Genomic DNA, 26425 nt, shown 5'->3' on the forward strand with positions numbered 1-26425 from the left:
CAGGGTATTAGGCGCGAACGAGCTCCGGTCCCGTCTTCTCACTGGACGACAGGGCCGCGTCGCGGGTCTCGCGCATCGTGAAGTAGACGATGAGGGAGACGGCCGCGCAGCCCGCGACGTACCAGTAGAAGCCGGACTCGATACCGGAGTCCTTGAACCACAGCGCCACGTACGGCGCGGTGCCGCCGAACACCGCGTTGGCGATCGCGTACGGCAGCGCCACACCCAGTGCCCGCACGTTCGTCGGGAACAGCTCGGCCTTCACCACCGCGTTGATCGAGGTGTAGCCGGTGATGATGATCAGGCCGACCAGCGACAGCACCAGCGCGCCGCCGAAGCCGGTGACGCCGGACAGCGCGTACATGAGCGGCACCGTGCCGAGCATGGACCCGAAACCGAAGGTGATCAGCAGGGGGCGGCGGCCGATCCTGTCGGACAGCGCTCCCGCCAGCGGCTGGATGCACATGAAGATGAACAGCGCGGTGAAGCTGACCAGCGTCGCGGTGGACTTCGGCAGCCCCGCGGTGTTGGACAGGTAGGTCGTGAGGTAGGTCGTGTAGGTGTAGTACGCGACCGTGCCGCCCATGGTGAGGGCGATGACCAGGAAGAACTCGCGCTTGTGCGTGAACAGCTGGCGCAGGGTGCCGCGCTCGCGCTGGGCCTCCTTGGTGTCCTCGTCGAAGACCGCGGTCTCCATGAGGCTGCGGCGCAGGTAGAACACCACGGCCGCGGCGAGCGCGCCGATGATGAACGGGATGCGCCAGCCCCACGAGGTCAGCGCCTCCTCCGACATCGTGTTCTGCAGGACGATCTGCAGCCCGAGGCCGACCAGCTGGCCGGCCGTCATGGAGACGTACTGGAAGCTGGAGGCGAAGCCGCGCTTGCCCGCGGGGGTGGCCTCGGTCAGGTAGGTGGCGCTGGCGGCGTACTCGCCGCCGACCGAGATGCCCTGCAGGAGGCGGGCCACCAGCAGCACCACGGCACCGAAGTAGCCGACCGCCTGGTACGTCGGGGCGATGGCGATCAGCAGCGCGCTGGCCGACATCAGCGTCACGGTCATCGTGAGGGCCGCCTTACGGCCCTTCCTGTCGGCGTAGCGGCCGAGCAGCCATCCGCCGACCGGCCGCATGAGGAAGCCGACCGCGAAGATGCCCAGGGTGTTGAGGAGCTGGGCGGTGGCGTTGCCCTTGGGGAAGAACGAGCTCGCGAAGTAGACGGCGAAGCTGCTGTAGACGAACCAGTCGTACCACTCGACCAGGTTGCCGATCGAACCGCCGAGCACCGCCTTCCAAGGGGTGCGCGCGGATGCGTGTGTCGTCAAGGGGGACCTCCTGCGAGAGCCGTTGCAGGTCGTAGGCTCTCTGCGGAAGGTTGCTCCGTCCAGGGGGATGACCGGTTATCTAACGTCCGCTTAACACAACGGAAATCACCCGAATGTAGGATGAATTCTTTTCGACCCGGTCACGAGGTCAGACCTCGCGCTGCCACTGGTTCCACTCGTCGAGCAGCTCGAAACCCATCGCCTCGTTGATCGCCAGCATGTGGGCGTTGGATCTGGCGTTCCACGTGATGACGCGTTCGACGTCCGGCTCCATCTCGCGGAGCCACAGCAGGTTCGCCAGCTTCAGCACCAGCCCGAGCCGGTGGCCCCGGTGCGCGCGCAGCACCACGGTGTCGGCCTGGCGGCCCCAGCCGTCGGGCTCGGCGAGATCGACGTAGATGCGGGTATAGCCCGCGACGGCGCCGTCGGAGACCCGTCTGGCGATCATGGAGTAGGTCTGGTGCATGAACTCGGCGTCCATCGCCTCGCCCGTCCTGATGCGCTCGGCGTCCCACTTCATGCCCTCGACGTCGTCGCTGTGCGGCGCGTCGTTCATGCCCTCCATCATCAGCGCCAGGTCCGCGTGCAGCTCGGGTTCGGCCGGACCCGCCCATCGTTCGAGCCGGTAGCCCGCGGCGCGCGGCTCGGCCTCCGCGAGCATGCGCCGGAGCTCGTCCCAGTCGGCTTCGCGCAGGTCGAACACCCTTCGCGCCTCGCCGAGCGTGGAGGTGAACCCCGTCGCGAGGGCGAACCCGTCGGCGTGATCGCTCGACTGGGCCTCGGCGGTCAGCAGGCGGCGGCCAGCCGTACGGATCCTGTCGGCGGCATGGGCGACCAGCGCCGTGCCGATGCCCCTGCGCCGCCGCTCGGGCACGACCATGGGCGAGAGCATCACCCCGAGGTGGGTGTTGTCGGTCATCGGCAGGCTCAGGCCGAAACCGGCCACGATCCTGCCGTCCTCGACCACCGCCCACGCCTCCGTCCGGTCGCCGGGGGCGCCGCGGGACACCATCCTGGTGAAGCTCCGCAGCGACATGCGAGGCCCTGGGAGATGGGCGTACGCGGCCAGATGTGCCTCGTGGAGCCCGGTCAGCAGGCCGCCGGGCGAGTCGAGGTCGATGCGCTGGATGTCCATGAGGTCAGGCAACCGCACAGGCTGGGGCCGCCGCCAGCGAATTTCGGCCGACGCCCCTTCGGCTGGAAGGCGCCGGCCGGGTGCGCTACTGCTGATAGTTCTCGACCTCGTCGACGGGGCGCGGCGCGGCGTTGTCGGGGTTCTCGCCGATGCCGCGGCGGGCCCTGCGCTGCCGCAGGAGGTCCCAGCACTGGTCGAGCGACACCTCAAGCTCCTTGACCCGGGCGTTCTCCTCGTCGGAGGTCACCTCGCCCGAGGCGAGCCTGCTGCGCAATTCGTGCTCCTCGGTCACGAGGGAGCTGATCCTGCTGAGAATCTCGTTGTCCTGCATGGATCAGACTCTAGCCACCACGTGGTAGAAATCGTCCCATGTCTGGTATTGCGCTGGTCAGAACGCCCGGCCCTCGTCTGGCCGAGGGCATCGTCACGAACATCGAGCGCGAGCCGGTGGACGCGGCGCTGGCCGCGCGCCAGCACGCCCGCTACGTCGAGGCCCTCGGCGCGTACGGCTGGCAGGTCGAGCACGTCGAGCGCGCCGACGACCTGCCCGACGGGGTCTTCGTCGAGGACGCGGTCGTCGTCAGCGCCGGCACCGCCGTGCTGACCAGGCCCGGAGCGCCCGAGCGGCGGCCCGAGGTGGAGACGGTCGCGGCGGCCGTGGGCAAGCTGGACCTGGAGATCAGGCGTATCGAGGGGCCCGGCACGCTGGACGGCGGCGACGTCCTGCAGGTCGGCTCGCGCGTCTACGTCGGCAGGTCGGCCAGGACCAACGACGAGGGCATCGCCCAGCTCGCGGCGCACCTGCCCGAGCGCGAGGTCGTGCCCGTCGAGATGCGCGGCGTGCTCCACCTGAAGTCGGCCGTCACCGCGCTGCCCGACGGGACGCTCATCGGCGACCCTGCGTGTGTCGACCTGCCCGGCCTGCTCGTCCCCGAGGAGGAGGCGGGCTCCCACCTCGTGCTGCTCGGCGGGAACCGGGTGCTGATGGCCGCCTCCGCGCCCGCGACCGCCGCGGTACTCGAACGGCGGGGGCTGGACGTGGTCCAGGTGGACATCTCCGAGTTCGAGAAGCTCGAAGGCTGCGTGACCTGTCTGTCCGTACTCGTGTCTCGCGATGTGAGACCTTGGCACAAGCGTTCCTGAGCGTCTGGTAGCGTGCTTGACATGCTGCATGGACTGCTTCTTAGCTGCCGCGGCGGGGGCCTCTAGTAGGCCGGCTCCCTCGTCGCGGAGCGAGTCATGCGCGTCGGCCGCTTCCTTCCGACCGACGAGGACCGTGAAAATGACCGCTCAGCAGCCCAGCTCCATGCCCGTCCAGCGCTACCAGCCGTTCCAGCCCGTCAGGCTGACCGACCGCACCTGGCCTGATCAGGTCATCACCAAGGCGCCCCGCTGGTGCGCCGTCGACCTGCGTGACGGCAACCAGGCGCTGATCGACCCGATGGACTCCCACCGCAAGCTGAAGATGTTCGCGCTGCTGGTACGGATGGGTTACAAGGAGATCGAGGTAGGTTTCCCCGCCGCCTCGCAGACCGACTTCGACTTCGTCAGGCAGATCATCGACGAGGGCCTGATCCCCGACGACGTGGTCATCCAGGTGCTGACGCAGGCCAGGCCCGAGCTGATCGAGCGGACCTTCGAGGCCATCCAGGGCGCCAAGCAAGCCATCGTCCACCTCTACAACTCCACCTCCACGCTGCAGCGGCGGGTCGTGTTCGGGATGGACAGGGAGGGCATCACCGCGATCGCCGTCGAGGGCGCGAAGCTGGTGCGCAAGCTGGCCGAGGCCTCCGACGTCGACGTCCGCTACCAGTACTCGCCCGAGTCGTTCACCGGCACCGAGCTGGAGTACGCCGTCGAGGTCTGCGACGCGGTCAACGAGGTGTGGCAGCCCACCCCCGAGCGCAAGGTGATCATCAACCTGCCCGCGACGGTCGAGATGGCCACCCCCAACATCTACGCCGACCAGATCGAGTGGATGCACCGCAACTTGGCCCGCCGCGACTCCATCATCCTGTCGCTGCACCCCCACAACGACCGCGGCAGCGCCGTGGCCGCCGCCGAGCTGGGCTACATGGCCGGCGCCGACCGCATCGAGGGCTGCCTGTTCGGCAACGGCGAGCGCACGGGCAACGTCTGCCTGGTGACCCTGGGCATGAACCTGTTCTCGCAGGGCGTCGACCCCGAGATCGACTTCAGTGACATCGACGAGATCCGTCGCGTCACCGAGTACTGCAACCAGCTGCCCGTGCACCCGCGCCACCCATGGGGCGGCGAGCTGGTCTACACCGCCTTCTCCGGCTCCCACCAGGACGCCATCAAGAAGGGCTTCGAGCACCTGGAGGCCGACGCGGCCATCGCGGGGGTGCCCGTCGACTCGTTCACGTGGGCGGTGCCGTACCTGCCGATCGACCCCAAGGACATCGGCCGCAGCTACGAGGCGGTCATCAGGGTCAACAGCCAGTCGGGCAAGGGCGGGGTCGCCTACATCATGAAGGCCGACCACCAGCTCGACCTGCCGCGCAGGCTGCAGATCGAGTTCTCCAAGGTCGTCCAGGCCCGCACCGACGCGGAGGGCGGCGAGATCTCGCCCGCCGCGATGTTCGAGATCTTCACTGACGAGTACCTGCCGAACCCCGCCAACCGCTGGGGCCGTCTGGGCCTCATGGCGCACCGGCACGAGTCGACCGTCGACGAGAAGGACCGCATCAGCGCCGACGTGCGGGTCGACGGGGAGATCCGTGAGGTCTCCGGCACGGGGAACGGGCCCATCTCGGCGTTCATCGACGCGATCTCGTCGCTCGGGGTCGAGGTGCGGGTGCTGGACTACGTCGAGCACGCGATGAGCGCGGGCAGCGACGCCAAGGCGGCGTCCTACCTGGAGTGCGACGTCAACGGTGAGGTGCTGTGGGGCGTGGGCGTCGACGGCAACACCACGACGGCCTCGCTCAAGGCGATCATCTCGGCGGTCAACCGCGCATCGCGCTGACCCGGCCACTTCTGAGGGGTACGGCTCGCCGAGCCGTGCCCCTCCGTCGTCTTCAGCGCAGTCCCGCGTAGTGCGCCATCGAGAGGGCGCCGTGCTCGAAGGTGGCCGCCCTGTCGGTGATCACGTTGTTGTACATCCCGAACAGCTCGAAGTTGACCGCCCCGTAGACCCACGTCCATGCGTGGATTCCCCGCAGGATCCCCTCGTCGGGCACTCCCACGAAGACCGTCTCGCGGAGGGCGGCCGCGTCGCCGTGGAACTGCGCAGGTACCGGAGTGTCGCCGGGCAGCTGGATCGTCCCCGCGGCCTGGGCGTCGGTGAACAGTCTGGCGAACATGATCCCGTCACGCGACGCGGGATCGATGGTGTCGTCCGGCGCCTGGTAGCCGGGCACGGGCGTGCCGTGGATCAACGCGTACTCGTGCGGATGCGCCAGCGCCCACGCCCTGATCGCCCTGCACATCTCCATCCAGCGCCCGATGAAGTCCTCCCGCGCGCACCCCGCGTCGGCGTGTTCGACCGCCTCGCCGACCGCGTTGTAGGCGTCGATGATGAGCGCGGTCAACAGGTCATCCTTCGTCGGGAAATAGCGATAGATGGCCGACGAGACCATCCCCATCTCCCGTGCGACGGCCCGCAGTGACAGGCCCGCCGCGCCCTCGGTGGACAGGTGGCGGCGCGCGATGTCGGTGATCTCCCTGATCAGCTCCGCGCGGACACGTTCTCTGGCGGTACGGCTAGCGGTCATCATGCGAAGCACGCTACCAGAGCGCCGCCAAAAAACGAGAGCACTGCTCTTGACGACAGCCGCTCTCTTGAGAGAGCATTGATCTCGTAAGCGAACGGCACTCACGAAGAGGTTCACATGCTCGCCATCGCCAAGGGCGCCAACCTGGCCCTGATGTTCGTCCTGGAGCTCAGCGTTCTGGTGGCGACCGGCTACTGGGGCTTCACCTTCGGCTCGAACTGGGTCCTGAAGCTGGTGGCGGGGATCGGGGCACCTGTCCTGTTCGGAGTGCTGTGGGGGCTGTTCGCGGCCGGCGGCGGGGCCAACGCCACCTACCCGCTGACGGGGATCGCCAGGGGCCTGTTCGAGGTCGCCTGGTTCGGTGGCGGCGCTCTCGCGCTCTACGCCGCCGGCGCGCTCACCCCGGCGGTGATCTTGGGCGCCGCCTTCGTCGTCAACGCGGTCCTCCGCCTGGCCTGGCACCAGTCCTGACCCTCGGCCCCGCCCGGTCGTCGGCGCCTGCCGCGCCGACGCATCCGGGAAGATCGATTATCGTACGTCTATCGTCTGGAAGCAGGTTGATCATGGGTAAGCACATCGTCGTCGGTGCGGGTCAGGTCGGTCCGCACGTCGTTCGCCGGCTGCTGGCGCAGGGCCACGAGGTCGTGGTCGTCACCCGTTCGGGCAGCGGTCCCGAGGGCGCCACCAAGGTCGCGGCCGACGTGGCCGACGCGGCCAGGCTGGCCGAGATCGCCAAGGGCGCCGACGCGATCTACAACTGCGTCAACCCGCAGTACCATCGCTGGCTCACCGACTGGCCGCCGCTGGCCGCGTCGTTCCTGGCGGCGGCGGAGGCGAGCGGCGCGGTGCTGGTGGCGTCGGGCAACCTCTACGGCTACGGTCCCGTTCGCGGGCCGATGACCGAGGATCTGCCGGCGGCCTCCAGCAACCCGAAGGCTCAGGTCAGGGCCAAGATGTGGGCGGACATGCGGGCCGCGCACGAGGCGGGCAGGATCAGGGCGGCGGAGGTGCGCGGCTCCGACTACTTCGGTCCTGGCAGCACCGACCAGTCCTACCTGGGTGACAGGTTCATCAAGCCGCTCAGGGCGGGGAAGACCATCCCGCTCGTGTGGCCCGCGGACGTGCCGCACAGCTGGACGTACCTGCCGGACGTGGCCGAGGCGCTCGTCGTCGCGGCGGCGGACGAGCGGGCATGGGGCAAGGCGTGGCACGTGCCGACGAGCGAGCCGCTGACGTTCCGGCAGATGGGCGACAGGATGGCGGCGATCCTGGGCATGCCCGCGCCCAAGCTGGGCCGGCTTCCGTGGCCTGTGGTGCGGGCGGTCGGGCTGGTCAGCCCGATGCTCGGCGAGCTGCGGCACGTCCGCTACCAGTTCGTGGAGCCGTTCGAGCTCGACTCGTCGGCCTTCACCGCCACCTTCGGGGTCAAGCCCACCCCGATCGAGGACGCCCTCCGCGCGACGCTCGGCGTGTGACGCCGCCCCTGCCCTTCCTCGTCGCACGAGGAGGTGGGGCGATGGGGCCGGCGCACTACGCTCGGTGCATGAAGATTGCCATGATCGGCCTCGGCGACATCGCGGAGAAGGCCTACCTTCCCGTGCTGTCCGCCCAGCCCGGCCTCGACCTGCACCTGTGCACGCGCAACGAGCGGACGTTGCACCGGCTCGGAGACGCGCACCGCGAGGCCGGGCGGTACACCTCGGTCGAGGAGGTGATCAAGGCGGGCGTCGACGCGGCGTTCGTGCACGCGGCCACCGAGGCGCACCCCGCGATCGTGGAGCCGCTGCTCAGAGCGGGGGTGCACGTCTACGTCGACAAGCCCGTCGCCTACACCCTCGAAGAGACCGACCGGCTGGTACGGCTGGCCGCCGACGAGCACGTCTCCCTCATGGTGGGCTTCAACAGGCGTCACGCCCCCGGCTACGCGGGGATGCTCGACCTGTCGCGGCACCTGGTGCTCATGCAGAAGAATCGCCCCGTCATGCCGGACACGCCGAGGAGGGTGGTCTTCGATGACTTCATCCACGTGGTCGACACGTTGCGCTTCCTCGCGCCGGGCCCGGTGACGGAGACGCGCATCCGCACCAGGATGCGTGAAGGACTGGTCGAGCATCTGGTGCTGGAGCTGGCGGGGGAGGGGTTCATGGCGCACGGCGTCATGAACAGGGTCGGCGCCGCCTCGGAGGAGAGCCTGGAAGTGCTGGGCGAGGGCGTGAAGCGGCGGGTGGTCAACCTGGGCGACGTCGTCGACTACGGCCCCGCGGGGGAGACGCTGCTGCGGCGGCCGGACTGGGTGCCGGTGTCGAGGCAGCGCGGGATCGAGCAGGTGACCATGGCGTTCGTGGACGCGGTGCGGGCGGGCGAGGTGCTCGGCGCGGAGGACGCGCTGGCCACGCACGAGGTGTGCGAGGAGATCGTCGCCGCCTGCGAGCGCGAGGCGGCCCCGGTCTCCTGAAAGCCGGTGGTCAGGACCGGTGGGTGAAGGTTCGGGGGCGCATGGCGCGGTCGGCGGCGGCGAGCAGCTTGCCGAACGGCCGGGAAGTCAGCCGCGTCATCACCGTGAACCCCGCAGGGTCCCGCAACGGGCTGGACGACGACACCACGCCCGCCACCGCCCCGTCGTACAGGGCGGGCCCTCCGCTCGTGCCGGGGGCGGCGTGGCAGTTGTGGGTGACGAGCACCCCTGGCCCGCCGGCGCCACCCTCGGTGGCGTCGCCGACGCAGCGGTACATGTCGGTGCCGGGGTAGGTGCCGCTGATCGGGTAGCCGAGCAGTTCGAGGCGCGACATCGAGTCGCCCTTGCGGGTGAGGTACGGCCTGAGCCCGGGCCCCGTGACCTCCTCCAGTTGCCGGGCGCCGTTGGCCACACCGACCAGGCCGACGTCGTAGGGCAGCTGGGCGGTGGAGTACCGCCTGGCACGCCACCGCTTGGGCACCCATACGCGCACGGCGGGCCAGACGCCGAGCGTCGCCTGCTTCGTGCCGTCGCTGTTGTAGGCGGGCAGGAAGGCGACGCGGTCATAGCGGTGGCCGTTGCCGTACAGGCAGTGGGCGGCCGTCAGCACCAGGCTGTGGCTGCGCGACCTGAGCACCACGGCCCCGCACACGAGGTCCGTGCCGGTGACGGGGTCGTGGCTGACCAGCATCCCCGCCAGCTGGCGCGAGCCCTCGTACGGCCTGGCGACCGGCGCGTAGCCGAGCCGGTCGCCGCCCGTGGTGAGGACCCGGCGAGTCGGCACCGAAAGGGTGGGCGCCGTGGGAGACGCCCAGCCGACCGTGTCCTTCACGTCCATGGCGGGAACCTCTCCCGCCGACAGGAACAGTCCTGCCGCCACCACGAGCCTGAGCACCCGTCCCCCAAGAATTGATCTTGCGAACTCTATCGGGCGCTGTAGCGTTTTGCCAGGTCGCGCAGCGTGGCGTGGGCCGCGCCGTAGACCCTGGGGTGCTTGAGTACCACCTTGGGGACCTTGGCGACCATTGTGTAGTTGGTGTCGCAGACGTTGCCGACGGGCGCTTCGCCCGCCTGGCTGATGAGCTGATAGGCGTCCAGCTCGTCCAGGCCCGTCAGGGAGGCGGACCAGGTGACCAGGTCGTGCTGGCTGATGCGGTAGGCGTCCTCCAGCGGCCTGGCCGAGCCCGTGGACATCAGGTGGTGGTCGTCCTCGAGGCGCGGCCACGGGGTGGCGACGCCCTTGATCAGCTCGACCGCGACGACGGTCCTCATCGCGGCCTCGATCCCGGTCCCGCAGACCTCGCCGTGTCCCTGCCGGGCGTGGCCGTCGCCGATGGAGAACAGGCCGCCCTCGACGTTGACACCCAGGTAGAGCGTGACGCCCGTGCGCAGTTCGGGAGTGTCCATGTTGCCGCCGTGGGCGTCGGGCGTGATGGTCATCCTGACCTCGTTCGCCGCGGGCGCGACGCCGACCGTGCCGTGCATCGGGTCGAGCGGCAGCTCGACGCTGAAGTCGCTGTTGCGCGCCCGGTAGACCGCCACCCCCCTGGCCAGGTCGAGGTCGTAGCGCCAGACGCGCTCCTCCAGCGGAGGCTGGAGCATGGCGGTGGTGTGGGTGCCGGTCAGCGCGCCGAAGTGCGGGAAGGTTGTGGAGACCGCCCAGTCGCGGGCCGGGGTGATGGAGACGAAGTGCAGCGCGAGCGTGTCGCCCGGCTCGGCCCCCTCGACGTGGAACGGGCCCGTCACGGGGTTGAGGTAAGGGAACTCGCACACCTGCGACGGCAGGTCGTCGACCGACACGACCCTGCCGCCGAAACAGTCCTCGGTCGACAGCTCCAAAATCGTGCCGGGCCGTACCTTGCCGACCGCCGCCCTGCCGCCGAAGGTGTAGCTCAGCTCGTCGGCGGTGGGCTGGTAGGAGACGATGTTCACGACACCTCCGATGGAAGGGTGGGCCTGCGGCCCAGGGCGTAGCCGGCGAGCAGGACGAGCAGGCCGAGGCCGAGCCACGCGAAGCCGAGCGTCTGCGCGGCCACGCTGGCGTTGATCACCACGAAGAGCAGGACGACGAAGCCGAGGACGGGCACGACGAGGTGGGCGAGCAGGTTCCTGCTGCGCTGCCGTACGAGGTAGTGGACGATCACCGACACGTGCAGGACGAGGAACGCGGTCATCGCGCCGAAGTTGACCAGCGAGCTGAGCAACGGGATCCCGTCCTCGCGCGTGCTGAGGTAGACGCCGAGGATCAGCGAGACGGCGGCGACGGCCAGCGTGGCGTTCACCGGCACCTTGTGCCGAGGGTCGACGCGGGCCAGGAAGGACGGCAGCTGCCGGTCGCGGGCCATCGCGAACAGCAGCCGCGAGGTGGCCGCCTGGGCGACAAGGGAGTTGGCGAACCCCCAGGCGACGGCGGTGGCGACGGCGGTCAGCACGCTCAGCCACGGGCCCGCCGCGTAGCGGGCGGCGTCGTAGAACGCGCTGCCGGTCGGGTCCCCCTCCGCGATCAGCTTCGGCCCGTCGACGACGAGCAGCGCCGCCACCCACGTCTGCACCACGAAGAGCACCGCGGCCAGCGCGAGAGCGGCCACCATGGACCGGCCGAGCGTGCGGGCGTCCTCCTTGCTCTCCTCGGCGAGCGTGGAGATGCCGTCGAAGCCGAGGAACGACAGCACGGCCACGGAGGCCGCCCCGAACACCACGGTCAGCGAGAAGGTGGCGGGGTTGAAGATCGGCGTCAGGAACCCGGCCGTGCCCCTGCCCATGGCCAGCGCGATCGCGCCGAACACCAGGAAGATGGCCAGCACGATGAGCTCGGCGACGAGCATGACGCGGGTGATCCGCGCGGTCATCTGGATGCCCAGGTAGTTGACGACGGTGTTGAGCAGCACGAACCCGATCAACCACGCCCACACGGGTACGGCGGGCACGAACGAGTTCATGGCCGCGCTCGCCACCAGGTAGAGCAGCGCGGGCACGAGCACGTAGTCGAGCAGGATCGCCCATCCCGCCATGAATCCCACGGGCGCGCCGATGCCGCGGCCCGCATAGGTGTAGACGGAGCCCGCCATCGGGAAGGCCTGGGCCATCTGCGCATAGGACAGGGCGGTGAAGGCCATGGCGACCAGGCCGATGATGTACGCGAGCGCCACCATGCCGCCGGAGGCCTGGTAGACGGTGCCGAAGATGCCGAAGGGCGCGATCGGCACCATGAAGATCAGGCCGTAGATCATCAAGTCGGCGAAGCTCAGCGAGCGTTGCAGCTCCTGGCGGTAGCCGAACTTCTCAATGGATTCTTCAGGGGGTGTGGTCATACCCAAAAGCTTTCCACAGAAAAGGTTTCATCGTGAAGAGACAATGTGGAAGTCGAGGCCCTCTGCCCTGGCCAGGTGCACGGGCCGGCGCACCTGCCTGCCGTACAGGGTGATCAGACCGCGCCCGCTGGTGATCGTGGTGCCGTCGGCGACCGCGTCCAGGTCGGGTACGGCGAGCGTGCCCGCCCTGGCGGCCAGTGCGGCGAGCATGGCGACCGCCTCGTAGCAGCCGTGGCCGTGGCCGTTGAGCATCGGCGCGTCGGGGCCGAACCGGCCGGTGTAGCGCTCGGCGAAGGCGAGGCCCGCGTCGGTGGTCAGCCCGTGGAAGTAGCCCATCGAGGCGTAGAGCTCGCCGGTGGCGTCACCGCCGACGCCGAGCAGGCCGTGCTCCTCAAGAGCGCCGCAGAGCCTGGCCGCGGTCAGCCCGCTCTCGGCGTAGGCGCGGTTGAACTGCACCAGATCGCTGCCGATGAGGCTGAGCAGGATGGCGTCGGGTCTGAGCCTGGCGATCTCGTCGAGGGCGGTGGTCGCGGTGCCGTACGGGACCAGGCGCTCGCCCGCGATCGCGGCGCCGAGCCTGCGGCGGGCGGCGGCGTGCACCAGGCGGGGCCACACGTAGTCGTTGCCCAGCAGGAACCACCTGCGCCTGCCGCGCAGGTGCCTCAGCCCAAGGCCGAGCTGTTGCGCGGGCGTCTCACCGAGGAAGTAGATGCCGGGCGCGCCCCCGATCCCCTCGTACGGCGGCGCGTACACGAACGGCACCCTGGAGGCGATGGCCCTGGCGACGCTCATGCGGACATCGGAGGCGTGGGTGCCGACGACGGCCTCGATCGTCCCCGTGGTGATCAGATCGCCCACCTCGCGCGCGACCTCGCGCGGCGGCCTGCCGCCGTCGATCAGCACCAGCTCGATCGGCCTGCCGTTCACCCCCGACCTGCTGGCCTCCTCGGCCGCCAGCACCGCGCAGTTGATCGCGCAGGGACCGACCAGGCCGAGCACCCCCGACACGGGGACCACGAGCCCGACCCTGAGGGCGCCGGTCTCCAAGAGCCGAGCTTCGACGGGAGCGATGGTCCCTGCCACGCGGACGAGTATCCTCCCTGGTAGGTGGCGGGCGAAAGGGGCATTCGGATGGTGACGACCGGGTTGGGCTCGTCCCTCTCCTATCTCCTCAGTCGCGCCGAACGCCTGGTCAACAGGGGTCTTGCGGCCTCGCTCGCCTCCGAGGACGTCACGGTGGAGCAGTGGCGCATCCTGCGCGCGCTAGCCGACGGTCTCGGCCACTCGATGGGCGACCTCGCGGCGGCCGTGCTGATGCCGCATCCGACGCTCACCAAGGCCGTCGACAGGCTCATCGACCGCTCGCTCGTCTACCGGGGGCCCTCGGCGGGCGACCGGCGCAGGGTGGCGGTGTTCCTGTCCGAGCGTGGCGGGGACCTGCTGGCCAGGGTGGAGGGCAGCGTGGCCGAGCACCACCGCCTCATCACCACGGCCTACGGCGACGACGGCACCGAGCAGCTGATGTCGCATCTGGAGGGCCTGGTGCGGGCGCTGGACGGCGCGGGCCCGCAACCCTGAGGGCATTGCCATGACCGGTGATCGGTGGTGCGGTGGAGACATGGCTGTCGACCTGAACCACACGATCGTGCCGAGCAGCGACAAGCAGGCCTCGGCCGAGTTCATCGCGGGCATCCTGGGCCTGAAGGTGGGCCCCCAATGGGGCCCGTTCGTTCCCGTCGAGACCGCCAACGGCGTCACGCTCGACTACCACGACTCCGCGGACTTCCGCGCGATCCACTACTGCTTCATCGTCAGCGAGCCCGAGTTCGACGAGATCTTCGCGCGGATCAGGGAACGCGGCCTGGACTACTGGGCCGACCCCGCGCACAAGAAGGCGGGGCAGATCAACCATCTGTACGGCGGCCGCGGCGTCTACTTCGACGACCCCGACGGCCACAACATGGAGGTCATCACCGCCCCCTATGCGTAGCCGCCGGGTGGGGGCGGCGCTCAGAGCCAGTAGTTGTCGTGGCGCAGGTAGAACTCGGCCTTCTCCTCGTCGCTCATGCTGGCCATGTCGAGCAGGCCCTCGAAGTAGCCCTCACGCGGCGCGCCGGGCGAGAAGTGCAGCAGCATGGAGGCGGGCTCGCCCGACTCGTTGCGGAAGCCGTGCACGCCGCCCGCGGGGACGTGGACCCAGTCGCCCGGCTTGGTGTCGAGCCAGCGGTCACCGTTGTAGATCTTGATCGAGCCTTCGAGCACGAAGAAGGACTCGGTGATCGTCTTGTGGAAGTGCGGGCCAGGCCCGCTCGGCGTGGTGCCCATGTTCCAGCGGTAGAGACCGAACAGGCCACCGGTGGAGGCGCCGGTGGCCAGGTAGTCGACGGTGTTGCCGGTCGGGTACACGAGGTCGGCCTCGGTCCCCGCCGGACGGTAGACGGCGCTGTTCTCGCCCTTGTCGTCGAAGTAGATCGGATCGGGATATGTCATAGACCAGATCCTATGAGCGGCGGCGCCGACCTCCATCCGCGCCGCCGCGACATGCGTCAGGGGTAGAGACCGCGCATCTGGTGGGCCTCGGCGACCCTGCCCACGCCGATCACGTGCGCCGCCTGGCGCAGGGTGATCCCGCGCGCCGCCGCCACCGACCTGACCTCGGTGAAGGCGCCTTCCATGAGGTCGCGCAGCCTGACCTCGACCTCGTTGGCGCTCCACGAGTAGGCCTGCATGTTCTGCACCCACTCCAGGTACGACACGATCACCCCACCGGCGTTGGCCAGGATGTCGGGGACGATCGTGGTGCCCTGCGCGGCGAGGATCTCGTCCGCCTCCGGCGTGGTCGGCCCGTTGGCGCCCTCGACGATGAGCCGCGCCTTCACCCGTGACGCGTTCTCGGCGGTGATCGCGCCCTCGAGCGCGGCGGGAACCAGGACGTCCACGTCCAGCTCCAGCAGCGCGGCGTGCTCCATCGCGTCGCCGTGGCGGTAACCGGCGACGCCGCCGGTCTCCGTCACCCACGCGCGCAGGTCGGCCACGTCGAAGCCGGAGGAGTTGTGGACCGCGCCGGTGACGTCGGAGACCGCGACGACCTTCGCGCCCGCGTCGGACAGGTATTGCGCGGCCAGCGCGCCCACCTTGCCGAAGCCCTGCACGGCCACCGTCACACCCTCGGGCGAGCGGCCGAGCGCGGACAGCGTGGCGATCTGCACACCCCTGGAGGTCGCTCCCGTACGGCCGAGCGACCCGCCCAGCGTCATCGGCTTGCCCGTGACGACGCCCGGCACGGAGTAGCCGGCGTTGACGCTGTAGGTGTCCATGATCCAGGCCATGGTCTGCTCGTCGGTGCCGACGTCGGGCGCGGGGATGTCCTTCTCCGGCCCGATGAGCGGGAGGATCTCGTTGACGTAGCGGCGGGTCAGCCGCTCCAGCTCCCTGGTGGTGAGCGCGGTCGGATCCACGGAGACGCCGCCCTTGGCGCCGCCGTACGGGATGCCGACCAGCGCGCACTTCCACGTCATCCACATGGCCAGCGCGGTGACCTCGTGGATGTCGGTGGCGGGGTGGAAGCGGATGCCGCCCTTGGCGGGGCCGCGCGAGACGTTGTGCTGGACACGGAAGCCCTGCACGACGTCCATCCTGCCGTCCTCACGACGGACGGGGACGGAGACGGTCAGCGAGCGGCGCGGCGTGGCGAGCATCGTGTGCAGGCCGTCGTCGAGGCCGAGCTGCGCGGCCGCCTGGTCGAGTTGGTGGAGAGCGGAGTCGAGGGCTTGTCGCCCGGGCGTGATCAGGGCCGGCGTCCTTGACGGCACCATGACGGTCATGGAAGGAATTCCTCCTGTTATGTACGCCCAAAAGCGGGAAAAGCGCCATTGCTTAGCCCATGGGCGGTTCTGTAGAGATCAGCGTAACCCGGAGCTGATCCTCATGGTGAAGAATCCAAGCCGGAGATCGACGCGAGGGGAACGTGCCACTCTGGCAGTCTTGAGACTCGCACCACGCCGAAACGTCACACCAAGGGGACGAATGCCTGATCTGGTCGTCGGTCCGATGCTCCGCTACGTCGATTCCACGAGGGCCTCCATCTGGATGGAGACCGACCGTCCCGGCGTGGTCACGGTGTGCGGGCGATGGGACACCCCCACCTTCTCCGTCCACGGCCACCACTACGCGATCGTCGACCTGGAGGGCTACGAGGGGGAGTACACCGTCGAACTGGACGGCGAGCGGGTGTGGCCTGTCGACAGGCCCAGCCGCATCAGGCTGATGCCGCCCGAGGGGCCCTCGCGGGTGATGTTCGGGTCGTGCCGTACCAGCGTGCCCCACGACGCCGTGCACACCGCGACGCACGGCGTGGACGTGCTGCACGCCTACGCCGGCAGCGACAAGCCGCTGCCCGACCTGCTGTTGATGATCGGCGACCAGGTCTACGCCGACAAGCCCTCGGCGCCGATGCTGGAGTTCATCGCCGCGCGCAGGAAGCCGGGCGAGGAGCCCGCCAAGGAGATCGCCGACTTCGAGGAGTACGCCGAGCTCTACCGTCAGGCCTGGACCGACCCCGACATCCGGTGGCTGCTGTCGACCGTGCCCACCGCCATGATCTTCGACGACCACGACCTGCGCGACGACTGGAACACCTCCAAGGACTGGCGGGCCGAGATGGCGCGGACGTCGTGGTGGCAGCGGCGCGTGGTCTCGGGGCTCGGGGCCTACTGGATCTACCAGCACCTGGGCAACCTGTCGCCGGACGAGCGCGCCGACGACCCGCTGCTGGTCGCGCTGAAGCGCGGCGAGGGCGCCGAGGCGCTCGACGGCTTCGCCGCGCGGGCCGACGCCGATCCGAGCAGCAACAGGTGGAGCTACGCCCGTGACCTCGGACACTCCCGGCTGATCATCGTGGACACCAGGTGCGCGCGCCAGCTGACCCCCGGCGACCGCAGGATGCTCGACCCCGGAGAGTGGGCCTGGCTGGAGGAGCAGATCGCACAGACGAGCGGTCGGCTGATCATCGGCTCGTCGATCCCCTTCCTGCTGCCCGAAGGCGTCCACTACGTACAGAACTGGAACGAGGCGCTGTGCGACGGCAAGTGGGGCAGGCTCGTCGCCTGGCTCTCGGAGAGGTTCAGGCAGGCCTTCGACCTGGAGCACTGGGGCGCGTTCCGGCGCTCGTTCGACGACCTGGCGCGGCTGCTGGTCGAACTGCGCCGGCCGGTGCTGATCCTGTCGGGCGACGTGCACTACTCCTACCTGGCGCAGGCCCCTGGGCCGATCTACCAGATCGTCTGCTCGCCCATCCGCAACCCGCTGAGCAAGGCGCTGCGGCTGGCCAACATCGTCACCCAGTTCGGCGTCGCCACGCTGATCGGCGGCGCGCTCGCCTCGCTCGCGCGCATCCCGCGCCCGCCGTTCCGCTGGCGGGTGACCAAGGGGCCGCTGTTCCAGAACGCGCTGGCGTCGCTGGAGTTCGGCGAGCGGGTGACCGTGGTGTGGCACGGCGAGTCGCTGGACCCGCTAGAAACAGTGCATGACCTTTGACCAGTACGCCGTGGCCGTACCCTTCTATGACCTGTGGCACGAGGACGGCCACGTGCCCGAGGTGCGGGAGAAGCTCCCCTCACTCGTGAGGGGGTCCGTGCTGGAGATCGGCGCGGGCACCGGCCTCATCACCGAACTGATCGCCGCCGCCACCGACGGAGAGATCTTCGCCCTCGAACCTTCGCTCGGCATGCGCTCGGTGCTGGTGTCCAGGATCGCGGGCCGTCCCGATCTCCTGGAGAGGGTGACCGTCCTGCCGTACGGCGCGCTCGAGGTCGATCTCGACGAGCCGGTGGACATGGTGGTGATGATCGCCGTCCTCTACGCGATCGAGGACAGGGCGAAGCTGTGGGAGACGCTGGCCCGCCAGCTCGTCCCCGGCGGCCGCCTGGTGTTCAACTACGCCGAGCGGCCCATGCCGACACCTGGCGAGCCCGCTCGGATGGCCGCCTACCAGGTGGGCAGGCACACCTACGAGATCTGGGGCCAGACGCACGCCGTGGAGGGCGAGAAGGTCCAGGCGAGCTTCACCTACCGGATCAGGCACGCGGACGCCGTCATCAGCGATGACGTCGTCGAGAGCGTCACCCATCGGCCCTCGGCGGCGACCCTGCGCGCCGAGCTGGCCGCCGCCGGGTTCGTGCCCGACGAGGCGCCCGAGGGACTACAGGCGTGGAGGCTGGCAAAGTAGGTGGAACCGGACTCCGGACTGCGGTCAAGTACAGGGTGACCGCAGAAAGGAATCCCTCCCGTGGTGATGGCGCAGGCGTTGGACGACGCGACGCTGGTCGGGCAGTCAGTGAGCGAACCTGAGTTGTTCGCCACCCTGTTCGACCGGCACGCCGATGAGATCTTCAGGTACGCCGCGCGGCGGCTCGGCCCCGAACTGGCCGAGGACGCCGTGGGCGAGGTGTTTCTGGCCGCCTTCCGCGGCAGAGCGCGCTACGACCGCTCGCGTTCCGACGCCAGGCCATGGCTGTACGGCATCGCGACCAACATCGTGGCGCAGCACCGCAGGGCCGAGCGCCGCCGTACCCAGGCCATGACACGCCTCGCGCCCGACCGGCCTGGGTCCTTCGACGAGCGCAGCGCCGACAGGGTCACCGCGGAGCAACTTCAGCCCAGGCTCGCCAAGGCGCTCACCCGCCTGTCGGCGGCCGAGCGGGACCTGTTGCTGCTGGTGGCGTGGGCGGATCTGACCTACGAGGATGTGGCGCTCGCACTCAACATCCCCGTAGGCACCGTTCGCTCGCGCCTTCACCGGCTCAGGACGAAGGTGCGCAGGGCCCTCGGCGGCATCGATCCCTTCCAGGAGGAGCCCGAGCATGGATGACGAGATCAGGATCTTCGCCGAGGGGCGCCCAGCCGCCCCCTCGTACCCGCAGGAGGCGCGGGAGGCCGCCCGCCGCCGCCTGCTACAGGAGGCCACGACCGGGCGCGGTTTCCGGTTCCGGTTTCCCCGGATCGGCTGGCAGGCGGCGGGAGCCTTCGGGCTGACCGTGGCACTGGTCGGCGGAGTGGCGTTCACCCTCTCCTCGACGTCGCGGGACGGCACGGCGGCCCGCCCCGCGACGGCGGTCATGGTGGGCGTGAGCGACGAGCTCACGCCGAAGCCTGGGCAGTTCGTGCTGGTGGAGTCGCAGACGATGTACGGCTCCTACTCCATGGGCAAGCAGGAAAGCCGCTACCTCTACCGGACCAAGCGGCAGCTGTGGCGTTCGGCGGACGCGAGCGCGGACGGCCTGATGTCGATCGAGGGGCTGGAGCCCAAGCCGTTCCCCGGCTGGCCGATGCCGGAGGAGGCCAAGAAGTGGCAGGGCAAGAGCTGGACTCAGCTGTCCTCCTGCCCTGACCGGCTGGGCGGCTTCCGCAACGACTACGCCTTCCTCGCCGCGCTCCCCACCGACCAGGAAGGCATGCGCGCCTTCCTGGAGAAGCGGGCCAAGGAGACCAACAACAACGTCGTCTTCGGCGTGGTGGGCGATCTGCTCAGGGAGGCGTACGCGCCGCGGGCACAGCGCGAGGCGCTGTTCATGGCCGCCAAGTCCCTGCCGGGCGTGGAAGTCGCCGAGGGCGTGGAGGACGGCGCGGGCCGCAAGGGAACGGCGCTGGGCCGCAAGTCGCAGCAGGGGACGCTCGATCAGCTCATCTTCGACCCCACGACGTTCATGTTCATGGGGGAGCGAGGGACGGTCGTCGACGAGAAGGTCGCGGGCGCACCCGTCGGGTCGCTGCTCGCGCTGACCGCGGAGACCTCCGTCTCCGTCGTGGACGCGCTACCGGCGGAGGCCGCCGGCGCCGATCAGGACAGCACCTGCGAAGACATGGATGGGCCGACGGCCAGCGTGTCGCCGACGCCGATACCGTCCGACGAGCCCACGGCGACCGTGACGCCGGTGCCGGACGGCGAGGCGGGACCGACCGACGTGCCCACCACGTCGTCCCCTCCGACGTCCGTTCCCGAGCTGCCGGCGAACGTGCCCGGCGATCCGTCGGCGGTCCCCGCTGATCCGTCGGAGGCTCCCGTCGCGACCGTGACCGCGACGTTGACCGCGACGCCGAAGCCCACCCGCTGATCAGCCGGTACGGCTCGCGCCGCGCGGCGCGAGCCGTACCGGGGGGAACTACCTGAACGAGGCGATCGCGTCGGCCAGCTGGTCGACCGCGTGCAGCAGGTCCTCCTCGGAGATCACGATCGGCGGGGCGAGCCTGATCGTGGAGCCATGGGTGTCCTTGGCCAGCACGCCACGCTCCATCAGCGCCTTGGACACCGCACGCCCCGTGGCCAGCGACGGGTCGATGTCGACGCCCGCCCACAGCCCGCGCCCGCGCACGGTCACCACCCCGTTGCCGATCATCTCGCCCAGGCGACGGTGGAGCAGCTCGCCGAGCCTGGCCGCGCGCTCCTGGTACTCGCCCGTGTTGAGCATCTCGATCACCGCGTTGGCGACCGCGCAGGCCAGCGGGTTGCCGCCGAACGTCGAGCCGTGCTGGCCTGGCTGGATCACGCCGAGCACGTCCTGGTTCGCCGCGATGGCCGAGACGGGGACCACGCCGCCGCCCAGGGCCTTGCCCAGCACATAGATGTCGGGCACCACGCCCTCGTGGTCGCAGGCGAAGGTCTTGCCCGTACGGCCGAGCCCCGACTGGATCTCATCGGCGATCATCAGGACGTTCTTCTCCGTGCACAGCTCGCGCACCTGGGTCAGGTACCCGTCCGGCGGCACCAGCACGCCCGCCTCGCCCTGGATCGGCTCGACCAGCACGGCCACCGTGTGGGCGTCGATCGCCTCGCGGATCGCCTCGACCGAGCCGTACTTAACGATCTTGAAGCCGGGCGTGTAGGGCCCGAAGTCCGCGTGAGCGTCGGGGTCGGTGGAGAAACTGACGATCGTGGTGGTGCGGCCGTGGAAGTTGTCCTCCATCACGATGATGTTGGCCTGGTCTCTGGCCACGCCCTTAACCAGGTAGCCCCACTTGCGGGCGACCTTGATCGCGGTCTCGACCGCCTCCGCGCCGGTGTTCATCGGCAGGACCATGTCCTTGCCCGTCAGGTCGCCGAGTCCCGCGCAGAACGCGGCGAACTGGTCGTGGTAGAACGCCCTGCTGGTCAGCGTGAGGTTCTTGAGCTGCTCCTGCGCCGCCTCGATGATCTTCGGGTGGCCGTGGCCGAAGTTGAGGCTCGAATATCCGGACAGGAAGTCCAGGTACCGCCTGCCCTCGACGTCGGTCACCCAGGCGCCGTGCGCCTCATGGATGACGACCGGCAGCGGGTGGTAGTTGTGGGCGCTGCGGCGCTCGCTTACCTCGATGAGTTCTGCGCTGGTGGTCATTGTCAGTTCTCCCCCCTGATTTCCAGTGTGCAGCACTTGGGACCCCCGCCTGCCTTGCGGAGCTCGTCGAGCTCGACGGGGATGACCTCGTATCCGCGCCGCTTGAGGTCCAGCTGGAGGTCGTGCGCCTCCGAGTTGATCACGATGTTCCTGCCGTCGCTGACGGCGTTCAGGCCGAGCACCTCGGCGTCGTCGGCGCCCGCGATCACGGCGTCGGGGAACATCCTGCGCAGGACGCTCCGGCTCCCCTCGGAGAACGCTCCGGGATAGTAGGCGATATTCCGCCCGTGCAGCGGGAACAGCGCCGTGTCGAGGTGGTAGAAGCGCGGGTCGACCAGCTGGAGCGAGACGACGGGGCGACCGAGGAACTCCTGCGCCTCGTTGTGCGCCTCGCGCGTGGTGCGGAAGCCGGTGCCGGCCAGGATCACCTCGTCCATCGCGAGGAAGTCGCCCTCGCCCTCGTTGACATGGACGGCCTCGTGCGTCGGATAGCCGCGCTCGGTGAACCAGCGTAGGTAGGCGGGGCCCTCCGCGGCCCGCTCGGGGAAGGCGAAGCGCGCGCCGTACACCCTGCCGCCCGCCACGAGGGCGCCGTTGGCGGCGAAGACCATGTCGGGCAGACCCTCGATCGGGTCGATCAGGCTGACCTGGTGGCCGAGCTCCTCGTAGGCGGCCTTCAATCCTTCCCACTGCCTGACGGCGACCTCGCGGTCGGCGCCCGCGTCGGGGTCCATCCACGGATTGATCGCGTATTCGACCGAGAAGAAGTCAGGACGGCACATCAGGTAGTGCTTGGGCATGCTGCGGCTCCAACTCGTCAGAGGGGGACGTCAGCAGCCTAGGAACAGCGTTTACGCAGGCCAAGCGCCCGATATTGCGTGTTGGGGCGGGTCTGTTGCGTCTTGGGGCGCTGCGGCCCCGATCCGTTGCGCCTCGTCCACCAGCCGGGACAGGACGATGGAACTCTTGGTGCGGACGACGAACGGTTCGGCCGCGATCCGCTCGATCACCCGCTCCACGTGGCGCACGTCGGTGGCCCTGATGTGCAGCAGCGCGTCGGCCTCACCGGTGATCGTGCAGGCGGAGACCACCTCCGGATGCCGGGCGATGGCCAGGCCGATCGCGGCGGGGGAGGTCTTGCCCTGGCAGAACAGCTCCACATAGGCCTCGGTGGTCCAGCCGAGCGCCTGCGGGGCGATGCGGGCGCTGAACCCGGTGATCGCTCCGGCGTCCCGCAGGCGGTCGACGCGCCGCTTCACCGCCGACGCCGACAGGCCGATGCGCTGCCCGATTTGTGCATATGTCGCTCGGGCATCGTCGACCAGCGCCCCGATGATGTCCCGATCCAACCGATCCAGTTCCACGACCCCTGTATACAGCCTGTCCTGTACGGCGAGCGGCCCGAGACCCCCACGGGGGTGCTCGCCTGGGGACTTCGCGCCGCGCCGGGCGATAACGCGGGCCGACACATCCGTCGCGGGTGCGAAGTCAGCGTTTAGCATCAAAGTACGCGGACCGCGTTGGAGGCCTGATGCGCTTCAAGGACCAGCCTGCCGAGCAAGGAGAGGTCACGCGCATCGCGCCCGCCGTGGCCTACGAAGGCGATCTCTACCACCTGCCCGACTGGGCCGCCCGCCGCGCGGAGGAACGCGAGCTCGGCAGGGCACACGCCGAAGGGGGACACCTCGACACCCTCACGCTGGAGACCGGCAGCGTCCCCCGCTTCCACGAGCTGGAGGACGAGCGGCTGGCCGAGCTGAGCAGGATCGAGGACGCCACCGAACGCGAGGTGCAGCGCGACCGCGCCGAGTTCGAGTCGCAGAAGATCAAGTTAGCCGAGTCGCAACGCCGTTTCGCCGAGGCCCGCCGTACCCTCGACGACACCCAGCACCGCGTCACCGAGCTGGAGCAGCCGAGCAGGCGGCCCGGCGACGGCAGGCCCAGCTCGATCGCCCTGTCGGGCAGCCGCTGGCCCGCGATCCGCCGCTGGCTGCCCGCCGCGGTGCTGCTCCTGCTGCTGGTGATCGTCGAGGTGCCCATCCTCTACCAGGTCATCCTGGCGTGGGGCGACAGCGTGGAGATGACCGCGCTGATCGCCACGGGCGCCGCCCTGATCATGCTGGTGGCCCCGCACATGTACGGCAGGGCGTTCCGTACCTGGCAGGAGAACGGCAGCCCCGCGCGCGGCAGGTGGCTGCTGATCGCGGTCGCGCTGGTCTGGGCAGGGCTGATCGTCGCGGTGGCGGTGCTGCGCAGGGACGCCCTGGTCAAACCGCTCGTCGTGGACGGCCAGGACATCGGCCCCACCTCCGAGGGCGTGAGCCAGCTGCCCACGATGATCCTGCTGCTCGCCCTGCTCGTCGCCACCGCGCTGATCGCCGCCGATCTCGGCAGGCGCATGCACAACCCCAACGACAGGCGGCTGCGCGAGCTGCGCGCCAAGCGCGACCACGAGCAGCGCGCCTGCGCCCAAGCCCAGTCCGACTACCAGCGCGACGCCGGCTACGCCGAGAGCATCGGACAGCACCTCCAGGCCGCCGACCGTCGCCGCGCCAGCAGGGTACGCCAGGTGGACAACGGCTTCGAGAGCCTGGCCACCGCCTACCTCGGCGGAGTGGTCGAGGGTCTGCGCGACCCGGAGGCTGCCAGCTGGGCCGAGCGCATCCTGGCCCGGCGCCGCGCCGCTAAGTCGCGAACGTGAACCAGTTGAGGTTGACGTAGTCGGCGGGCTGGCCGCTGCTGAACGTCAGGTAGACCGTGTGCGTGCCGGTCGTCGGCGCGATGTTGGCGGGCACGGTTCGCCAGCTCTGCCAGCCGCCGGTACCGGCGATCGCGAAGTCGCCGATCGGCGCCGCCGTCGGGCTGTCCAGCCGTACCTGGACCAGGCCGCTCACTCCGCCCGCCGCGCCCGAGGCGACCCTCGCGTTGAACTGCCGCGCGGGCGTCCCGCCGAAGTTCACGCCGTCGAAGCGGAGCCAGTCGCCGTTGGCGATCGCGCCGACGTTCTGGCCGCCGCCGGTGTCGGTCGTCGTCTCGACCATGGTGCCCGACTGCGCCTGGTAGCGCTCCGCCTGGATGGTGGAGCGGGCGTCGACCCCGCCAGGCGGGTCGGTCGGCGGGTCGGTGGGCTGGGTGCCGCCGCCGCTCTGCCAGACGGCCACGTAGTCGACGACCATCGGCCTGCCCGACACGGTCGCCGCGGTCGGCGTCGGCCCGGCGAGCGCGTTGGGGAAGGCGCCGCCCATGGCCACGTTGAGCAGGAGGAAGTAGCCGGCGTGACCGGTCATGTTGTTCCACGTGCCCGCGTCGAACTGCGCCTGGCTGATGCTGTGGAACTGCTGCCCGTCGACGTACCAGCGCAGCTGGTTGGGCGAGACGCTGCGGTCCCATTCGAAGCGGTAGGTGTGGAAGGCCGACTGGCAGGTCGAGCCGGGACACGCCCTGTTGGCGCCGAGGCCCGTGGTCTCGTTGCAGGGGCCGCCTGGGTTGACGCCGCAGTGCAGCACGGCCCAGACCGCGTTGATCCCGTTGACGTTCTCCATGATGTCGAACTCGCCGATGCCCGGCCAGTTCCAGTAGTTCCCCCTGTACGGCGAGCCGAGCGCCCAGAAGGCGGGCCAGTAGCCGAGCGCCGCGTCGCCCGTGACGTTGGGCATCTGGATCCTGCCCTCGATACGCAGGACGCGCCCGTCTGCGGGCTTGAAGTCGGCGCGGCGGGTCTCGATGCGGGCCGAGGTCCAGTTCTGCCCGCTGCCGAGCGGGGTGATCCGCAGATTGCCCGAGCCGTCCAGGCTGAGGTTCGCGGGGTCGGCGGTGTAGTTCTGGATCTCGCCCGTGCCCCAGTTGCCCGGTCCTCCAGGGTAGGCGTGGCCGGTGTCGATGATCCAGTTGCTCGACGACGGCAGCGACCCCGACGGGCCGTTGAAGTCGTCGGCCCACACCAGGCTCCAGCCGGTGGGGGTCGGTGGCACGGCGGCGACGAGGGCTCCGGCGCCTAACAGCGCGACCACGGTCGCGGCCAGGCGTTTGAGGTACTTCGAAGACATGGCGGTTCTCCCGGCGAACGGGGGGTGAATATTGAGAGAGCGCTCTCTTTGATTGATGTGAACATGATGTTTCGGCGCTGTCAATGCCTTATTGACAAGGATGCAGGCAGGTGCGGATGCTATGGGAGAGCGCTCTCGGGAACATGTCGTTCACGCTGGCCCAGGCCCCGACCGTGAACATCCCCAGCCGCATCGAGGGCGCCAGGATGTACATCTCGCTCGGCTCGCCGATGTACATCCCGATCTCACCCGACAACCGCGGCTGGGGCGGGCCCGACCTCGCCAACCCATCTGACCCGAACCAGGACGTCCACTTCGACTGGTACGAGTTCACCTACGCGCACGGCGCCATCCCGTTCGGCGGCAACACCACGCAGGTCGACATGTTCGGCTTCCCGATGACCGCCAGGCTCCAGCAGAGCGCCATCGGCTACGACCAGACCGTCGGCATCACCCTCACCCGCGACCAGGTGCGCTCCCGCTACACCGGCGCGGTCGGCTCGCCGTTCCGCCCGCTCGTCAACGACTACCGGATCGTCGCCCCGCGCTCCTCGCCGCTGTTCCGGCAGTCCGAGCACCTCAAGGCGGCCATCGACCAGGCGTGGAACCACTACACCGCCAACCAGTTCACGCTGAACCGCCTCGGCGTCACCTTCACCGGCCGGGTCGTCGGCGGACGCCTGCAGTTCACCAGGAACGGGGCAGGGCCGTTCTTCCTGAACAAGCCCACGACCAAGGACATCGTCGAGTGCTCGGGGGCGCTGGCCTCCGCCGGGATGAGGACGGTCGAGCTCGAACTCGGCGCGGAGTTCTGCGCCGCGTTCAACAGGGGCGTCGCGCTGAACCCGGCTGCCTGGTGGGGGCCCTCCTCGGGCTACTATCCGGCCGGGGTCGCCAAGAACGACTACGCCGGCTTCTTCCACACCGTCGGGCTCCAGGGCCGCGCCTACGGCTTCGCCTACGACGACATCAACGACCAGAGCAGCGTCAAGATCCTGCCCAACGCCAACCCGCCGACCCGGCTGACCATCGGCATCGGCTGGTGAACCCGC

Annotated in this window: 27 protein-coding genes; 13 read left to right on the top strand and 14 right to left on the bottom strand. The window is 69.6% G+C overall.

What is annotated here, in order from left to right; translation table 11 throughout:
- Positions 1 to 7: 7 nt before the first annotated feature.
- From AB0B45_RS32555 to AB0B45_RS32565, 3 genes are all read right to left on the bottom strand, one after another.
- Positions 8 to 1321, bottom strand: coding sequence for an MFS transporter (locus AB0B45_RS32555; RefSeq protein ID WP_358138402.1), 1314 nt, complete (start codon positions 1319 to 1321; stop codon positions 8 to 10).
- A gap of 148 nt (positions 1322 to 1469) precedes the next feature.
- Positions 1470 to 2468 carry a GNAT family N-acetyltransferase gene (locus AB0B45_RS32560; protein WP_358138404.1) on the bottom strand — a complete coding sequence of 333 codons (999 nt, stop codon included), beginning with the start codon at positions 2466 to 2468 and terminating at the stop codon, positions 1470 to 1472.
- A 73-nt stretch (positions 2469 to 2541) separates the two neighbouring features.
- On the bottom strand, positions 2542 to 2787 hold the full coding sequence (locus AB0B45_RS32565) for a DUF2630 family protein (RefSeq protein ID WP_358138406.1): 246 nt from the start codon (positions 2785 to 2787) through the stop codon (positions 2542 to 2544).
- Between the two features lie 38 nt (positions 2788 to 2825).
- Between AB0B45_RS32565 and ddaH (AB0B45_RS32570) the strand changes: the two genes are divergently transcribed.
- Together ddaH (AB0B45_RS32570) and leuA are read left to right on the top strand one after the other, a co-directional pair.
- Positions 2826 to 3599: a dimethylargininase gene (gene ddaH, locus AB0B45_RS32570; RefSeq protein ID WP_358138408.1), complete on the top strand. Its 774-nt coding sequence runs from the start codon at positions 2826 to 2828 to the stop codon at positions 3597 to 3599.
- Positions 3600 to 3738: 139 nt separating this feature from the next.
- Positions 3739 to 5445: a 2-isopropylmalate synthase gene (gene leuA / locus AB0B45_RS32575; protein WP_358138410.1), complete on the top strand. Its 1707-nt coding sequence runs from the start codon at positions 3739 to 3741 to the stop codon at positions 5443 to 5445.
- A gap of 52 nt (positions 5446 to 5497) precedes the next feature.
- On the opposite strand, the gene AB0B45_RS32580 is transcribed toward leuA, so the two are convergent.
- Positions 5498 to 6196: a TetR/AcrR family transcriptional regulator gene (locus AB0B45_RS32580; RefSeq protein WP_358138411.1), complete on the bottom strand. Its 699-nt coding sequence runs from the start codon at positions 6194 to 6196 to the stop codon at positions 5498 to 5500.
- Between the two features lie 114 nt (positions 6197 to 6310).
- Between AB0B45_RS32580 and AB0B45_RS32585 the strand changes: the two genes are divergently transcribed.
- The 3 genes from AB0B45_RS32585 to AB0B45_RS32595 all read left to right on the top strand — a co-directional run bounded on the left by AB0B45_RS32585 (position 6311) and on the right by AB0B45_RS32595 (position 8648).
- On the top strand, positions 6311 to 6664 hold the full coding sequence (locus tag AB0B45_RS32585; protein WP_358138413.1) for a YrdB family protein: 354 nt from the start codon (positions 6311 to 6313) through the stop codon (positions 6662 to 6664).
- Positions 6665 to 6756: 92 nt separating this feature from the next.
- A complete protein-coding gene (locus AB0B45_RS32590) occupies positions 6757 to 7668 on the top strand; it encodes an NAD-dependent epimerase/dehydratase family protein (RefSeq protein ID WP_358138415.1) in 912 nt (303 codons plus the stop codon).
- A 68-nt stretch (positions 7669 to 7736) separates the two neighbouring features.
- On the top strand, positions 7737 to 8648 hold the full coding sequence (locus tag AB0B45_RS32595) for a Gfo/Idh/MocA family oxidoreductase (protein WP_358138417.1): 912 nt from the start codon (positions 7737 to 7739) through the stop codon (positions 8646 to 8648).
- Positions 8649 to 8658: 10 nt separating this feature from the next.
- Here the strand turns inward: AB0B45_RS32595 and AB0B45_RS32600 are convergent, their stop codons facing one another.
- Genes AB0B45_RS32600 through AB0B45_RS32615 form a run of 4 tightly spaced genes read right to left on the bottom strand, consistent with a single transcriptional unit; the run spans position 8659 to position 13042 of the window.
- Complete coding sequence (locus AB0B45_RS32600; RefSeq protein WP_358138419.1) at positions 8659 to 9543, bottom strand: trypsin-like serine protease; 885 nt, start codon at positions 9541 to 9543, stop codon at positions 8659 to 8661.
- Between the two features lie 29 nt (positions 9544 to 9572).
- On the bottom strand, positions 9573 to 10580 hold the full coding sequence (locus AB0B45_RS32605) for an acetamidase/formamidase family protein (protein WP_358138421.1): 1008 nt from the start codon (positions 10578 to 10580) through the stop codon (positions 9573 to 9575).
- Positions 10577 to 11959 carry an APC family permease gene (locus tag AB0B45_RS32610; RefSeq protein ID WP_358138423.1) on the bottom strand — a complete coding sequence of 461 codons (1383 nt, stop codon included), beginning with the start codon at positions 11957 to 11959 and terminating at the stop codon, positions 10577 to 10579. Before AB0B45_RS32610 ends, AB0B45_RS32605 begins: the two co-directional genes overlap by 4 nt.
- A 27-nt stretch (positions 11960 to 11986) precedes the next feature.
- Positions 11987 to 13042 carry a substrate-binding domain-containing protein gene (locus AB0B45_RS32615; protein WP_358138425.1) on the bottom strand — a complete coding sequence of 352 codons (1056 nt, stop codon included), beginning with the start codon at positions 13040 to 13042 and terminating at the stop codon, positions 11987 to 11989.
- A gap of 48 nt (positions 13043 to 13090) precedes the next feature.
- On the opposite strand from AB0B45_RS32615, the gene AB0B45_RS32620 reads away from it, so the two are divergent.
- Together AB0B45_RS32620 and AB0B45_RS32625 are read left to right on the top strand one after the other, a co-directional pair.
- The gene (locus AB0B45_RS32620) at positions 13091 to 13537 is read left to right on the top strand and encodes a MarR family winged helix-turn-helix transcriptional regulator (protein ID WP_358138427.1); all 447 of its coding nucleotides are present in this window, start codon (positions 13091 to 13093) and stop codon (positions 13535 to 13537) included.
- Between the two features lie 40 nt (positions 13538 to 13577).
- Positions 13578 to 13949, top strand: coding sequence for a VOC family protein (locus AB0B45_RS32625; RefSeq protein WP_358138429.1), 372 nt, complete (start codon positions 13578 to 13580; stop codon positions 13947 to 13949).
- Positions 13950 to 13969: 20 nt separating this feature from the next.
- Here AB0B45_RS32625 and AB0B45_RS32630 read toward each other — a convergent pair whose 3' ends face one another.
- Positions 13970 to 14449: a cupin domain-containing protein gene (locus AB0B45_RS32630; RefSeq protein ID WP_358138431.1), complete on the bottom strand. Its 480-nt coding sequence runs from the start codon at positions 14447 to 14449 to the stop codon at positions 13970 to 13972.
- Positions 14450 to 14505: 56 nt separating this feature from the next.
- Complete coding sequence (locus tag AB0B45_RS32635) at positions 14506 to 15783, bottom strand: Glu/Leu/Phe/Val dehydrogenase (RefSeq protein ID WP_358138433.1); 1278 nt, start codon at positions 15781 to 15783, stop codon at positions 14506 to 14508.
- A 202-nt stretch (positions 15784 to 15985) separates the two neighbouring features.
- Between AB0B45_RS32635 and AB0B45_RS32640 the strand changes: the two genes are divergently transcribed.
- The 4 genes from AB0B45_RS32640 (at position 15986) to AB0B45_RS32655 (ending at position 20070) form a co-directional block, all read left to right on the top strand.
- Positions 15986 to 17494 carry an alkaline phosphatase D family protein gene (locus tag AB0B45_RS32640; RefSeq protein WP_358138435.1) on the top strand — a complete coding sequence of 503 codons (1509 nt, stop codon included), beginning with the start codon at positions 15986 to 15988 and terminating at the stop codon, positions 17492 to 17494.
- The gene (locus AB0B45_RS32645; protein ID WP_358138437.1) at positions 17484 to 18185 is read left to right on the top strand and encodes a class I SAM-dependent methyltransferase; all 702 of its coding nucleotides are present in this window, start codon (positions 17484 to 17486) and stop codon (positions 18183 to 18185) included. Before AB0B45_RS32640 ends, AB0B45_RS32645 begins: the two co-directional genes overlap by 11 nt.
- A gap of 66 nt (positions 18186 to 18251) precedes the next feature.
- Entirely contained in the window at positions 18252 to 18827 is a 576-nt protein-coding gene (locus tag AB0B45_RS32650; RefSeq protein WP_358138597.1) for an RNA polymerase sigma factor, read from the top strand.
- A complete protein-coding gene (locus AB0B45_RS32655) occupies positions 18820 to 20070 on the top strand; it encodes a CU044_5270 family protein (protein WP_358138439.1) in 1251 nt (416 codons plus the stop codon). The genes AB0B45_RS32650 and AB0B45_RS32655 overlap by 8 nt, the downstream gene beginning before the upstream one ends.
- A gap of 48 nt (positions 20071 to 20118) precedes the next feature.
- Here AB0B45_RS32655 and rocD read toward each other — a convergent pair whose 3' ends face one another.
- From rocD to AB0B45_RS32670, 3 genes are read right to left on the bottom strand one after another with little or no spacing between them, the layout of a single operon-like run.
- The gene (rocD, locus tag AB0B45_RS32660; RefSeq protein ID WP_358138441.1) at positions 20119 to 21327 is read right to left on the bottom strand and encodes an ornithine--oxo-acid transaminase; all 1209 of its coding nucleotides are present in this window, start codon (positions 21325 to 21327) and stop codon (positions 20119 to 20121) included.
- Positions 21328 to 21329: 2 nt separating this feature from the next.
- Positions 21330 to 22127: a dimethylargininase gene (gene ddaH, locus AB0B45_RS32665; protein ID WP_358138443.1), complete on the bottom strand. Its 798-nt coding sequence runs from the start codon at positions 22125 to 22127 to the stop codon at positions 21330 to 21332.
- A gap of 51 nt (positions 22128 to 22178) precedes the next feature.
- A complete protein-coding gene (locus AB0B45_RS32670; RefSeq protein WP_358138444.1) occupies positions 22179 to 22691 on the bottom strand; it encodes an Lrp/AsnC family transcriptional regulator in 513 nt (170 codons plus the stop codon).
- Positions 22692 to 22858: 167 nt separating this feature from the next.
- On the opposite strand from AB0B45_RS32670, the gene AB0B45_RS32675 reads away from it, so the two are divergent.
- A complete protein-coding gene (locus AB0B45_RS32675; RefSeq protein ID WP_358138446.1) occupies positions 22859 to 24028 on the top strand; it encodes a hypothetical protein in 1170 nt (389 codons plus the stop codon).
- Here AB0B45_RS32675 and AB0B45_RS32680 read toward each other — a convergent pair.
- The gene (locus tag AB0B45_RS32680) at positions 24012 to 25373 is read right to left on the bottom strand and encodes a glycoside hydrolase family 16 protein (RefSeq protein WP_358138448.1); all 1362 of its coding nucleotides are present in this window, start codon (positions 25371 to 25373) and stop codon (positions 24012 to 24014) included. The genes AB0B45_RS32675 and AB0B45_RS32680 overlap by 17 nt on opposite strands.
- A gap of 116 nt (positions 25374 to 25489) precedes the next feature.
- Here AB0B45_RS32680 and AB0B45_RS32685 point away from each other — a divergent pair, with 116 nt between their 5' ends.
- Complete coding sequence (locus tag AB0B45_RS32685) at positions 25490 to 26419, top strand: beta-1,3-glucanase family protein (RefSeq protein ID WP_358138599.1); 930 nt, start codon at positions 25490 to 25492, stop codon at positions 26417 to 26419.
- The last annotated feature ends 6 nt before the right edge of the window (positions 26420 to 26425 follow it).

The organism is Nonomuraea sp. NPDC049152, from assembly GCF_040648355.1.
In the GTDB taxonomy this organism is placed as follows: Bacteria; Actinomycetota; Actinomycetes; order Streptosporangiales; family Streptosporangiaceae; genus Nonomuraea.